The 12,681-nt window shown below is 66.0% G+C and carries 10 protein-coding genes and 2 tRNA genes; 1 reads left to right on the top strand and 11 read right to left on the bottom strand.

Annotated features, from left to right (window positions below):
• Positions 1–117: 117 nt before the first annotated feature.
• The 5 genes from MicroSTF_RS12300 to MicroSTF_RS12280 all read right to left on the bottom strand — a co-directional run bounded on the left by MicroSTF_RS12300 (position 118) and on the right by MicroSTF_RS12280 (position 3,274).
• Positions 118–190: transfer RNA gene (locus MicroSTF_RS12300), tRNA-Ala, on the bottom strand.
• A gap of 26 nt (positions 191–216) precedes the next feature.
• Positions 217–290: transfer RNA gene (locus MicroSTF_RS12295), tRNA-Ile, on the bottom strand.
• Positions 291–375: 85 nt separating this feature from the next.
• Positions 376–1,332 (bottom strand): hypothetical protein, encoded by a 957-nt coding sequence (locus tag MicroSTF_RS12290; RefSeq protein ID WP_322955956.1) that lies wholly within the window; start codon positions 1,330–1,332, stop codon positions 376–378.
• The gene (locus MicroSTF_RS12285; RefSeq protein ID WP_029259469.1) at positions 1,329–2,018 is read right to left on the bottom strand and encodes a LuxR C-terminal-related transcriptional regulator; all 690 of its coding nucleotides are present in this window, start codon (positions 2,016–2,018) and stop codon (positions 1,329–1,331) included. The genes MicroSTF_RS12290 and MicroSTF_RS12285 overlap by 4 nt, the downstream gene beginning before the upstream one ends.
• On the bottom strand, positions 2,006–3,274 hold the full coding sequence (locus MicroSTF_RS12280) for a sensor histidine kinase (protein WP_322955954.1): 1,269 nt from the start codon (positions 3,272–3,274) through the stop codon (positions 2,006–2,008). The genes MicroSTF_RS12285 and MicroSTF_RS12280 overlap by 13 nt, the downstream gene beginning before the upstream one ends.
• A 125-nt stretch (positions 3,275–3,399) precedes the next feature.
• Between MicroSTF_RS12280 and MicroSTF_RS12275 the strand changes: the two genes are divergently transcribed.
• Positions 3,400–4,110, top strand: coding sequence for a VIT1/CCC1 transporter family protein (locus MicroSTF_RS12275; RefSeq protein ID WP_021201379.1), 711 nt, complete (start codon positions 3,400–3,402; stop codon positions 4,108–4,110).
• A 69-nt stretch (positions 4,111–4,179) separates the two neighbouring features.
• Here the strand turns inward: MicroSTF_RS12275 and MicroSTF_RS12270 are convergent, their stop codons facing one another.
• From MicroSTF_RS12270 to dnaN, 6 genes are all read right to left on the bottom strand, one after another.
• Positions 4,180–4,584: a DUF3566 domain-containing protein gene (locus MicroSTF_RS12270; protein ID WP_017829919.1), complete on the bottom strand. Its 405-nt coding sequence runs from the start codon at positions 4,582–4,584 to the stop codon at positions 4,180–4,182.
• Positions 4,581–7,136, bottom strand: coding sequence for a DNA gyrase subunit A (gyrA, locus tag MicroSTF_RS12265; RefSeq protein WP_021201380.1), 2,556 nt, complete (start codon positions 7,134–7,136; stop codon positions 4,581–4,583). The genes MicroSTF_RS12270 and gyrA overlap by 4 nt, the downstream gene beginning before the upstream one ends.
• Before the next feature lie 43 nt (positions 7,137–7,179).
• Complete coding sequence (gene gyrB, locus MicroSTF_RS12260) at positions 7,180–9,249, bottom strand: DNA topoisomerase (ATP-hydrolyzing) subunit B (protein WP_021201381.1); 2,070 nt, start codon at positions 9,247–9,249, stop codon at positions 7,180–7,182.
• 118 nt (positions 9,250–9,367) lie between these two features.
• Complete coding sequence (locus MicroSTF_RS12255; RefSeq protein WP_322955949.1) at positions 9,368–9,916, bottom strand: DUF721 domain-containing protein; 549 nt, start codon at positions 9,914–9,916, stop codon at positions 9,368–9,370.
• On the bottom strand, positions 9,909–11,102 hold the full coding sequence (gene recF, locus MicroSTF_RS12250; protein WP_031208177.1) for a DNA replication/repair protein RecF: 1,194 nt from the start codon (positions 11,100–11,102) through the stop codon (positions 9,909–9,911). Before recF ends, MicroSTF_RS12255 begins: the two co-directional genes overlap by 8 nt.
• Before the next feature lie 76 nt (positions 11,103–11,178).
• Complete coding sequence (gene dnaN, locus MicroSTF_RS12245) at positions 11,179–12,321, bottom strand: DNA polymerase III subunit beta (protein WP_021201384.1); 1,143 nt, start codon at positions 12,319–12,321, stop codon at positions 11,179–11,181.
• Positions 12,322–12,681 lie beyond the last annotated feature (360 nt).

Raw genomic sequence — 12,681 nt, 5'->3', positions numbered from 1 at the left:
CGGGACGATTCGCGTCCCCCCGTGGGCGGAGATGCACAACCAGGCAGACGCGATGGGTCGACACCCGCCTCAACAGAAGAAGCCCCCGGCCGGGGGGCCGGGGGCTTCTCGATCCTGTGGAGCCTAGGAGATTCGAACTCCTGACATCCTGCTTGCAAAGCAGGCGCTCTACCAACTGAGCTAAGGCCCCGTGAGGGATTTTCTTGAGTTAAGGAGTGGGGCTACCAGGACTTGAACCTGGGACCTCTTCATTATCAGTGAAGCGCTCTAACCGCCTGAGCTATAGCCCCGTCAACCTCCAAGACTTTACCGGAGAAATACGGAAAATCCGAATCGAGGGGGAGCACCCGGGAGTGTCCTCCCCCTCGAGCGTGTTCAGCGGCCCGGTCGGATGGTCGCGGTGCCGGCCGACAGCGAGACCTCGATCGTCCTCCGCGCGCTCGAAGCCTCGTCGACCTCGGCATTCAGCGTGCCCGCGCTGATCTCCTGAGAGATCGCGTACTCCACGTCGGGAACGGTCAGATCGAGGGTGCCGGCGCTCACGTCGATCGCCGTCCGGGTCGGGGGAGTACCCGTGAGCTCGACCGTGAGATCGCCGGCGGAGACGCCGAGGTCCGCCTGGGAGACGCCGTCGAGGAGGATGTCGGCGCGGCCGGCGCTCATCTGCACATCGAGTTCCTTCGCGGCCCCTTCGACGTCGAGCGCTCCGGCGTTGACGCTGACGTCGAGCACACCGAAGTCGCCGTTCACGTCGAGGCTGCCCGCATCGAGGTTCAGGTCGGCGTCGAGTCCTGCGTCGCGAAGACTTTCCGGGAGCGTGAGCACGGCGATCTCCTCATCACCGAACCAGCCGCCGAGCCACCACCCGAAGACTCCTTGTGGACTCCGGACGACCAGCTCGTCGCCATCGCGCTCGAACGTCCACGGTGTACCGCGCCCGTTCGTGATGGCGAGTGTGGCCTCGTCGACGTCGCCGAACTCGACCCGCATGCTGCTGGCATCGGCGGCGAGGTCGATGCTGTCCAGCCCCTCGACGTCCACGCTCTGCACGGAGTCCGGACGACTCGACGACACGATGGTCCCGGCCGCCGCGGCAGCAGCCGTGCCGCCGGCCCCGAGAAGCGCGATCCCCCCGACCACCGCCGTCACCACCATGACCGCGGTCGCCCCTGGGGTGCGCCCGTTGGTCGGCGCGAAAGGAGTGGACGCGCCTGTAGAAGGCGCGGCAGGAGAGGACGGACCCGCCTGCGGGGCCGTTCCTTGGGGCGGGGAGGGCGGCGGCGGGGTGAGTGGGGCGTGCTCGCCCGGGGTGCCGTTGTTGTCGGTGGTCATCGTGCCACTCCTGTCTGGCCTGTCGGCGGCGTCGGGCCGCCGGTGTTCTCGATGTGTGCGAGGGCGGCGAGCACGCGACGGTTTCCCGCCTCGTCCTGCTCGAAGCCCAACTTCTGGAAGATGGAGGTGATGTGCTTCTCGACACTCGCCTCTGAGAGGAACAGCAGCCCCGCGATCGCCTGGTTCGACTTGCCCTCGGCGATCAGTGCGAGCACGGTGCGCTCGCGTTCCGTGAGCCGCAGCATTCGATCGTCGCGGTTGCGGCGGGTCAGCAGCTGGGCGACGACCTCGGGGTCGAGCACGGTGGCGCCCTCGGAGATCCGCTGCACCGAGGCGAGGAACTCGGAGACGTCGGCGACCCGATCCTTGAGCAGGTAGCCGAGGGGCCCACCCTGCGCCGCGATCAGATCCGACGCATACCGCTCTTCGACGTACTGCGAGAGCACCAGGATCGCGAGAGACGGATGCGTCGAGCGCAGACCGAGAGCGGCCCGGATGCCTTCATCGGTGAACGTCGGGGGGAGACGCACGTCCAGGATGCACAGGTCGGGGGTCGTGGTGGCGACGGCCTGGTCGAGACCCTCGATGTCGGGGAGGGCGGCGACCACCTCATGGCCGGCGTCTTCGAGCAGACGGACCAGGCCCTCGCGCAGGAGGACCGAGTCCTCGCAGATCAGGATGCGCACGGTACGTTCACCTCCAGGCTCGTCGGCCCGCCCTGGGGACTGTCGAGGCGGAAGGTTCCCCCTGCGGCCAGGATGCGATTCGCGATGCCGTCGAGCCCGCCGCCGGGCTGCACCTGAGCGCCGCCGATGCCGTTGTCCTCGACGCGTGCCCAGAGCGTGTTGCCCTCTCGAAGCCGCACGATCACGCGGGCTTCGCTGGCTCTCGAGTGCTTCGCCGCGTTGGTCAGCGACTCGGCGATCGAGAAGTACACGGCAGCCTCGGCCTCGCGACTGCACCGCCCGTCCATGCGCACATCCAGGTGCACGGGGATGTGCGAGCGTCCAGCGAGTGCCGACAGTGCAGCGTCGAGGCCTCTGTCATCTAGCATCGAGGCGTGGATGCCCCGAGCCAGCTGACGCAGCTCGGTGATGGCCGCCTTGGTCGAGGTGTGCGCCTCGTTGATGAGCTCCTTCGCGGCCTCGGGATCGTTGTCGATCTTCTGCTGCGCGAGGCCGAGCGTCATGCCGACCGACACGAGTCGGGGCTGGACACCGTCGTGCAGGTCGCGCTCGATGCGGGTGCGCTCCACGTCGGCTGCGCGCACGGCGCCCTCCCGCTGCGCGGTCGAGGTGCGCACGCGCTCGGTGAGCTCGGTCTCCTTGCTGCGGATCACGATCGCGAGCGAGAGCGTGCGGTGCAGCAGCGCCAAGCCGATGGTCCCGACGACGCAGGCCGCGATTCCCAAGATGCCGATCAGCGGCGCCCATGCGACAGGGATGCCTCCCCCACCGAACGGTCCCATGACCGAATCCGCCGCGGTGAGGGGAGCGAACGAGATGATGATGGACCACACCAGACCCCAGAACAGGCGGAGCACCAGCCAGCCGAGAAGCGCAGAGATGGCGAAGTTCGCGACCGCGCGCCACATGCGCCCGTCGATGGCCTGGCGCCCGAGAGCTCGCAACCAACCGACGAAGCCGGGACGGTCGCGCGGCTGCAGACGCAGCGGTGGGATCGGCGTGCGGTACAGCGCACCGACACGAGCGACCTCGAACCAGCCCACACCGTAGAGCGCGTAGACCAGTCCCACCAGCATGATGAGCCCGATACCGGCGGCGAAGAGAAGTCCGAGGCCCGTGCCGAAGAGCCCGCCGAGCATGCCGAAGATGGCACCACCGAGGATGCCGACACCTGCCAGATGCAGGATCGTGAGGAAGATGCGCAACGGCGGCTTCACCGCCGTTGCGGGAGTCGGAGTCGCAGTCTGAGTGGTCATGGTTCCAAGGTACGGCGGGCCGGATGGGCTCGATACCGAGTCAACCAGACACTCGACTTCGGGTTTTCCGTAATGCCCGTCGCGGACTTCCTCCTTCTCCGGCCACCGTCTGCTTCACTGGGGGCATGACAGCGCATGAAGGTGAACCGCACGGTGCCGGTCTCGGTCAGCGACTGAACTGGCTGCGTGCGGGAGTTCTCGGAGCGAACGACGGCATCGTCTCGGTCGCCTCCCTCGTGGTCGGGGTCGCCGGTGCCACGACCGACAACGCGGCGCTCCTCACGGCGGGTATCGCCGGCCTGGTCGGCGGAGCGATCTCCATGGCCCTCGGGGAGTACGTCTCGGTGAGCAGTCAGCGAGACAGCGAACGTGCCCTCATCGCGAAAGAGCGCGAGGAGCTGCGCACGATGCCCGCTGTGGAGCTCGATGAACTCACGCAGCTCTATCGCGAGAGGGGGCTCTCGGACGAGACGGCGCGACAGGTGGCCGAAGAGCTCACCGCGCACGATGCCCTCGCCGCGCACCTGGAGGTCGAACTCGGCATCGACCAGGACGACCTCGTCAATCCCTGGCATGCGGCGATGTCGTCGGCGATCGCTTTCACCCTCGGCGCGCTATTGCCCTTGCTCGCCATCCTCCTTCCGCCGCCGGAGTGGCGGGTTCCGGTGACCTTCGTCGCCGTCCTCCTCGCCCTGGCCGTCACGGGAACACTGTCCGCGAAGATCGGAGGTTCGGCGCCCGTGCGAGCATCGGTCCGACTGGTGATCGGTGGTGGGCTCGCCCTGGCGGCGACCTGGCTCATCGGCACGCTTCTCGGCACGACGGGCGTCGTCTAGAGAAAGCGCGAAGAGAAACAGCGAAGGGCGGATGCCGAAGCACCCGCCCTTCGTGAAACGTTCCGAGGATCAGTTCGACATGAAGCCGACGAGCAGTCCGCCCGTGACCTTCACTGCGAGGTTGTAGATTCCCGCGACGACGGCGCCGAGCACCGTGAAGACGATGAGGTTCAGGATCGCGACAACCGCCGCGAACGCCATCACCTGCGGAAGTCCGACGACCTCGGAGAGCACGAACGTGTTGTCGGTGATGCCGAGCAGGAAGCTCTCCGCCGTGGTCATGATCCCCGTCGCCTGGAACACCAGGAAGATGAGGAAGAACGAGACCATCGTGACGACCGCGAGGGCCACCGCTCCGAGGAACGAGAGCTTCACGGCCGACCAGAAGTCCACGTAGACCAGTCGGAGGCGTACCTGCTTGCCGCTGGTCTTGCGGGTCGACTTCTTCGCCAGCTTGTCGGCCACTGTGCTCATGCGTCTGTATCCTCGGGGGTCGGTGTCGTCTCGGGGGCCTGGGTCTCGGCATCCTCCGCATCCGCCTCGTCTTCGGCGAGGCCACGCTCACCGTTACGGGCGATGGCGAGGATGCGATCGGCCTCCGTCGTCCGGGCGAACACCACTCCCATGGTGTCTCGACCCTTGGCGGGGACCTCGGCCACGGCAGAGCGTACCACCTTGCCGCTGGAGAGAACCACCAAGACCTCGTCGTCCTCGGAGACGATCAGACCACCCGCGAGAGTGCCCCGATCGTCGTTGAGCTTGGCGACCTTGATGCCTGTTCCGCCGCGTCCCTGCACCCGATACTCCTCCACCGCGGTGCGCTTCGCGTAGCCTCCGTCGGTCACGACGAAGACGAACTTGCCCGGCGCTGCGACGGATGCCGAGAGCAGGCAGTCCTCGTCGATCTTGAACTTCATGCCGCGGACACCGGCCGTCGCCCGACCCATCGGCCGCAGGGCCTCATCGGTCGCCTCGAAGCGCACCGACATGCCGCGGCGGCTGATGAGGAGGATGTCGTCCTCGGCGTTCACGAGCAATGCGCTGACGAGCTCGTCCTCGTCGTTCAGACGGATCGCGATGACGCCGCCCTGGCGGTTGGTGTCGTACGCCTCGAGTCGCGTCTTCTTGACGAGGCCCTCACGGGTCGCCAGCACCAGGTAGTCGGCCACCTGGTAGTCGCGGATGTCGAGCACCTGGGCGATGTTCTCGTCCGGCTGCAGGGCGAGCAGGTTCGCGACGTGCATGCCCTTCGCGTCGCGTCCGGCCTCGGGCACCTCGTAGGTCTTCGCGCGGTAGACGCGCCCCTTGTCGGTGAAGAACAGCAGCCAGTGGTGCGTGGTCGTCACGAAGAAGTGCTCGACGATGTCGTTCGCGCGCAGCTGCGCACCCTTGACGCCCTTGCCGCCACGGTGCTGAGAACGGTAGTTGTCGCTGCGCGTGCGCTTGATGTACCCCTCGCGCGTGACGGTGACGACCATCTCCTCTTCGGCGATGAGGTCTTCCATCGAGACATCGCCGTCGAAGCCGTGCAGGATGTGCGTGCGACGCTCGTCGCCGAAGCGGTCGACGATGCCCGTCAGTTCTTCGCGGATGATGGTGCGCTGACGACCCTCGTCGGCCAGGATCGCCTTGTAATCGGTGATCTGCGCTTCGAGCTCGTTCGCCTGATCGATGATCTTCTGACGCTCGAGAGCCGCAAGACGGCGCAGCTGCATCTGCAGGATCGCGTCGGCCTGGATCTCGTCGATGTCGAGGAGCTTCTGGAGTCCCTCGTTCGCATCCGCCGTGGTCTGCGAGCGGCGGATGAGCGCGATGACCTCGTCGAGGGCGTCGAGCGCCTTCAGATATCCGCGCAGGATGTGCATGCGCTTCTCGGCCTCGCGCAGACGGAACTCGGTGCGGCGGACGATCACGTCGATCTGGTGGGAGATCCAGTGCGTGATGAAACCGTCGATCGCGAGGGTGCGCGGCACGCCGTCGACGATCGCGAGCATGTTCGCGCCGAAGTTCTCCTGCAGCTGCGTGTGCTTGTAGAGGTTGTTCAGCACGACCTTCGCGACCGCGTCGCGCTTGAGCACGACGACCAGACGCTGACCCGTGCGGTCCGACGACTCATCGCGGATGTCGGCGATACCGGTGATCTTGCCGTCACGGGCGAGGTCGCCGATCTTCACCGCCACGTTGTCGGGGTTCACCTGGTACGGCAGCTCGGTGATGACGAGGCAGGTGCGGCCCTGGATCTCCTCGACGTTGACGACCGCGCGCATCGTGATCGAGCCGCGACCCGTGCGGTACGCCTCGTGGATGCCCTTGGTGCCGAGGATCTGCGCACCGGTCGGGAAGTCGGGACCGGGGACGCGCTGGATGAGACCTTCGAGCAGCTCCTCACGGGAGATGCCGGGGTTGTCGAGTGCCCAGAGCGCCGCATCGGACACCTCGCGCAGGTTGTGCGGGGGGATGTTCGTGGCCATGCCGACCGCGATACCGACCGAGCCGTTGACGAGCAGGTTCGGGAAGCGGGCCGGGAGGACCGTCGGCTCCTGCGTCTGGCCGTCGTAGTTGTCGGTGAAGTCGACGGTGTCTTCTTCGATGTCGCGCACCATCTCGAGCGCGAGCGGGGCCATCTTGGTCTCGGTGTATCGCGGGGCTGCCGCGCCCATGTTGCCCGGGGACCCGAAGTTGCCCTGGCCGAGAGCCAGCGGATACCGCAGCGACCACGGCTGCACCAGTCGCACGAGGGCGTCGTAGATCGCCGAGTCGCCGTGCGGGTGGTACTGGCCCATGACCTCGCCCACCACACGGGCGCATTTCGAGAACGACTTGTCGGGGCGGAAGCCGCCGTCATACATGCCGTAGATCACACGGCGGTGCACGGGCTTGAGCCCGTCGCGCACGTCGGGGAGCGCGCGCCCCACGATGACGGCCATCGCGTAGTCGAGGTAGCTGCGCTGCATCTCCGACTGCAGGTCGACCTGATCGATCTTGCCGTGATCGTGTTCCGGCTCGGTGCGTTCTTCGTCAGTCATGAATCAATCTCTCTGTCACACATCTGGTCTGAGCCCGCGGGCATCAGATGTCGAGGAAGCGGACGTCCTTGGCGTTGCGCTGGATGAAGCTGCGTCGGGACTCGACGTCCTCGCCCATCAGCACGCTGAAGATCTCGTCGGCCGCGGCGGCATCCTCGATGGTGATCTGCTGCAGGGTGCGCGTGGTGTGATCCATCGTCGTCTCCCATAGCTCCTTCGGGTTCATCTCACCGAGACCCTTGTACCGCTGGATGCCGGCGTCCTTCGGGATCCGCTTGCCGTTGTCGATGCCGTGCTTGAGCAAGGCATCGCGCTCGGCGTCGCTGAACACGTACTCGTGCGCGGAGTTGGACCACTTCAGGCGGTACAGCGGCGGCATGGCGAGGTACACGAAGCCGGCCTCGATCAGACCGCGCATGTAGCGGAAGAGCAACGTCAGCAGCAGCGTCGTGATGTGCTGGCCATCGACGTCGGCATCGGCCATCAGCACGATCTTGTGATAGCGCGCCTTCTCGATGTCGAACTCTTCGCCGATGCCCGTGCCGAAGGCCTGGATCATCGCCTGGACTTCCTTGTTGCCCAGGGCCTTGTCGAGACGCGCGCGCTCGACGTTGAGGATCTTCCCTCGCAGCGCCAGGATCGCCTGCGTGTGCGGGTCGCGACCCTGCACCGCGGAGCCACCGGCCGAGTCACCCTCCACCAGGAAGATCTCGCTGATGGACGGGTCCTTGCTCGTGCAGTCCTTGAGCTTGTCCGGCATGGCGGCCGACTCGAAGACGCTCTTGCGGCGGGCGGTCTCGCGCGCCTTGCGGGCGGCGAGGCGAGCGGTCGCGGCGTCGATCGCCTTGCGGATGACGTTCTTCGCCTGGTTCGGGTTGCGCTCGAACCAGTCCCCGAGCTGATCGCCGACGACCTTCTGCACGAACGCCTTGGCCTCGGTGTTGCCGAGCTTGGTCTTCGTCTGGCCCTCGAACTGCGGTTCGCCGAGCTTGATCGAGATGACCGCCGTCAGGCCCTCGCGCACGTCGTCGCCGGAGAGGTTGTCGTCCTTCTCCTTGAGCAGGTTGTTCGCGCGGGCGTACTTGTTGACCAGGGTGGTCAGCGCCGCGCGGAAGCCCTCCTCATGCGTTCCACCCTCGTGGGTGTTGATCGTGTTCGCATAGGTGAAGACGTTCTCGGTGTACGACGTGGTCCACTGCATCGCGACCTCGAGCGAGATCTTGCGCTCGGTGTCCTCCGATTCGAACGCGATGATCTCGTCGTTGACGACTTCGGCGTGACGCACCTTGTTGAGGTACTCGACGTAGTCGACGAGACCCCGTTCGTAGAAGAACACGTCGCCGGGCTGCTTGGTGACGGTGGCCCCGTCTTCCTCCACCTCGTAGGCGGAGGACTCCCGCTCGTCGCGCAGCTCGATGCGAAGGCCCTTGTTGAGGAATGCCATCTGCTGGAACCGCGTGCGCAGGGTGTCGTACTCGAACTCGATCGTCTCGGTGAAGATCGAGGCGTCCGGCCAGAACGTGATGCTCGTTCCGGTCTCTTCGGTCGCTTCGCCCTTCTCGAGCTTCTGCTGGGGGATACCGCCGTCGGCGAAGCTGTGCCGCCAGACGAAGCCCTTCTGCTTGACCTCGACGTCGAAGCGCGTCGACAGCGCGTTCACGACGGAGGAGCCGACACCGTGCAGACCACCGGAGACGGCGTAGGCACCACCGCCGAACTTTCCACCGGCGTGCAGGATGGTGAGCACGACCTCGACCGTCGACTTGTTGGGGTCCGACGAGTGCGGGTCGACCGGGATGCCGCGACCGTTGTCGACGACGCGCACACCGCCATCCGCGAGCATCGTCACGAAGATCGTGTCGGCGTAACCGGCCAGTGCCTCATCGACGGAGTTGTCGACGATCTCGTAGACCAGGTGGTGGAGTCCTCGAGGCCCGGTGGACCCGATGTACATGCCGGGGCGCTTGCGCACGGCTTCGAGGCCTTCGAGGATCTGGATCGAATCCGCACCGTACTCACCCGGCTGCTTCGCCTTGGGTGCGATGGTGCCCTCGGTTGCGGGGGTTCCCCCGGTGTTCGATTCCGTCTCGTCAGCAGGGGATTCAGGCGTCATCAGAGGGCATTCTCCACATCGATATCACGAACTCCCATTCTAGCGGAGTTTCATCGGGAAACGCCGCTCAACGGCCGTGTGTGGGCCTCTGAGCCTTTCGACCCCCTCGCGTGGTGCCCTACCCGTAGGTATCGCGCGGGCCCCGTCCTGGAACGGCTCTGGGACCCCATTTCCACGAGGGAACGTCCGGTCCGATGAAGCGGAGGTTCTCGACGCCCGCATCGGGATACCGTCGGCAGATCTCGGTGAGAATCGTCGCCCGCATGAACTGCAGGTTCTTCGCCCATGCGGTCGAGTCGCACTTCACGGTGAGCAGGCCGCGCTCCAGGGAGACGGGTTCGGAGTGCTTCGCGGTGTCTGCGCCGGCGAGATCAGCCCATTGGCGCACGAGATCTTCTCGCGCGAGGGTGATCTGCCAGCCCGAGTCACGACTCAGCTTGTCGAGCACCGCACCGAGCGCGCCGGGGTCTCGCCCGGGCGTGAAGGGTGCGTTGTCGTCGTCGGTCGCGATGCGTCGCTTGCGTTTCCAGCTCTTGGAACTCGGCTGCAGCCCGCGCAGCCGCAGATAGGTGCCGATCGTCTCGGGAACATCGGCCACCGGAGGGGGAGTGTCCGGAGTCGGTGCCGAGGGGCTCGAAGCGGACGGATGGCGTGCCGCGTCAGTCATCCGTCGCCTCCCGCTCGTCGCTGATGGTTCCGGCGCTGATCCGTACCACGTGGGCATGCAGCACCTCGGGGATATCCTCCTCCACCGCTGCCGTGACCACCACTTGCTCATAACCGGCGGTCAAGGCCGCCAACCGCTGACGCCGATCGGCGTCGAGTTCTGCGAAGACGTCGTCGAGGATGAGCACCGGATCGCCGGCGGGAGATTCGCTGCGGAGCAGCTCGGCCGACGCGAGCCGCAGGGCGAGAGCCACCGACCACGATTCCCCGTGGGAGGCGTATCCCTTGACCGGGAGGTCGCGGACCCGCAGCACCAGGTCGTCTCGGTGCGGCCCGGTGAGGGTCAGTCCGCGATCGAGTTCTTTCGATCGCTTCGCCGCGAGGGATGCGCGGAACACCTCGGCGATACGAATCGGATCGGTGAGTCTGTCTGCGGACGGCCCCGTCTCGGCACCTTCCGCTCCCTCTTCCCCCTCTTCGGGGTCTCCGCCGCCCACCGAGAGCGCCCATTCCAGCTGGGGACGATGATCTGCACCGGCGATCGCCTCGTAGGCATCGGCCACGGGCTGCTGCAGATCCGCCGCCAGGCGCTGACGGGCGGTGATGATCTCCGATCCGAGGGAGACCAGCTTGTCGTCCCAGACGTCCAGAGTGCTCAGACCTTCGCCGCGAACGCCGCGAGCACGCGCCGACTTCAGCAGCGCATTGCGCTGCTTCAGGACGCGGTCGTAGTCGGCGAGCACAGCGGCGAGCCTCGGCGTGCGCTGGATGAGGAGCTGATCGGTGAAGCGGCGCCGAGCGGAGGGGTCCCCCCTCACGATCTGCAGGTCTTCCGGAGCGAACAGCACGACGTGCGCGTAGCGGGGGAGTTCGTTCGGCTTCGACGGCGATCCGTTGATGCGAGCCTTGTTCGATCCCTGCCTGTTCACCTGGATCTCGGCGAGCACGCGACGCTCTCCGTGCGACAGTCGGGCACGGATCACCGCGAACTCCTGGCCATCGCGGACCATCGGCGCATCAGATGACACCCGGTGCGACCCGAGCGTGGCGAGGAACACCACGGCTTCTGCCAGATTCGTCTTTCCCTGACCGTTGCGCCCGACGAGCACGTTGGGTCCGCGGTGGAGGGTGAGTTCAGCGGTCGCGTAATTGCGGAAATCGACCAGACTCAGGTGCTCCACAATCACGGAGTCAGCCTACCTTCGGGGTCTGACAGTCCGTGCTTCCCGGGGAACGTTCCGGGTATGGAGGAAGCGGAGAAGATCAGCGCAGGAGGAGGTTCGGCTGGAGCAGGTACTTGAACGAGTCGAGACCCGCCTGGTCGACCGAGGTCTGGCTCGTGATGAGCACGGGGCTCAACTTGTTGGCGTTGTCGCTCGACGTGAACGTGACGCGCACGAACTCGCTCTTGACGGCGCCGAGAGCCTCGATCAGGTACTGCGGGTTCAGGCCCAGCGTGACCTCATCGCCACCGGAGAGGATCGCGTCGACCGACTCGGATGCCCGTGCGTGATCTCCGCCGGAGGCGTCCATCGTCACACTGTCGTTCGAGAACGTGAAACGCAGGGGAGCAGCACGATCGAGCACGAGTGAGACTCGGCGAACGGCCTCGACGAGGTCTGCGGTGTTCACGACCGCGTAATGGTCGGTCTGCTCGGGGAACAGTCGGCGTACAGGCGGGAAGTTGCCCTTGATCAGGAGAGAAGTGACGGTCTTGTTGCCCGCGGTGAAGGCGATGATCTCTCGGTCGCCCGCTCCGGAGAACGCCACCTGGATCGTGCCGGCGTGTCCGAAGGTCTTGCCGACCTCGAGCAGAGTGCGGGCAGGGACCAGGGCGGTGGCTTCGACGGCCTCGCCGTCCCACGGCACATCCCGCAGCGAGACGCGGTAGCGGTCTGTCGCGACGAGGCTCAGGGTGTGTCCCGAGACCTCGAGCTGCACACCCGTGAGCACAGGAGTCACGTCGTCACGCGACGCGGCGAATCCGACCTGGGCGATCGCCGTGCCGAAGTCGTCGGCCGGGACCACACCGGACGAACCGGTCACCTCGGGGATCGAGGGGTATTCCTCGACGGGCATGGCTGCGAGGGTGAATCGTGCGGAGCCGCAGGTGACCGCGATGCCCCCGTCTTCCTCGACGGCGATCTCGATCGGAGCGTTCGGAAGTCGGCTGGCGATGTCCGAGAGAAGCCGGCCGTGCACCAGGATCGTTCCCGGGGTCTCGACCGTCGCCTCGATGGTGGTGCGGGCGGAAGCCTCGTAGTCGAATGCCGAGAGCGTCAGACCGGAACCATCGGCTTCGATCAGGACGCCGGCGAGGATCGGCTGAGGATTGCGCTGCGGCAGAAGCTTGACGACGAACGAGACAGCCTCGCTGAAGACATCGCGGTTGACCTGAAACCTCACGGGTGCTCCCTTGTCGTCGAACTGTGACGCGTTGTCGTCGGCCCTGCCGGTGCAGGGCTTCCCATGCTAGCCCCACAGTCCGGCGTATCCCTACGCTGAGGTTCCTGTCATTCGGTCGACCAGTTGTCCCCACCGTCTGGTGATCGGATCGCGCCTTGAATGACTTAACTCCTTAACGGTGTTAACAGCTGTGGATACTGTGGATAACTCGGTGGATAGCAGTGGCGAGTAGGGAACTACACAGTTGTCAGTTGTGGAAACCCTGAGGAATCCGCGGGTTCCGGGCTTTCCGGTCGGTGATGGCCCTCCCCGAGTTATCCACAGGTTTGGGTGATCAGCCCACATTCGTCCCGATGGAAT

Origin of the sequence: Microbacterium sp. STF-2, from assembly GCF_034650155.1 — a bacterium.
GTDB lineage: Bacteria > Actinomycetota > Actinomycetes > Actinomycetales > Microbacteriaceae > Microbacterium > Microbacterium maritypicum_A.
Note: the sequence above shows the minus strand (reverse complement) of the source record. Positions and strands in the feature narration are given on the sequence as shown.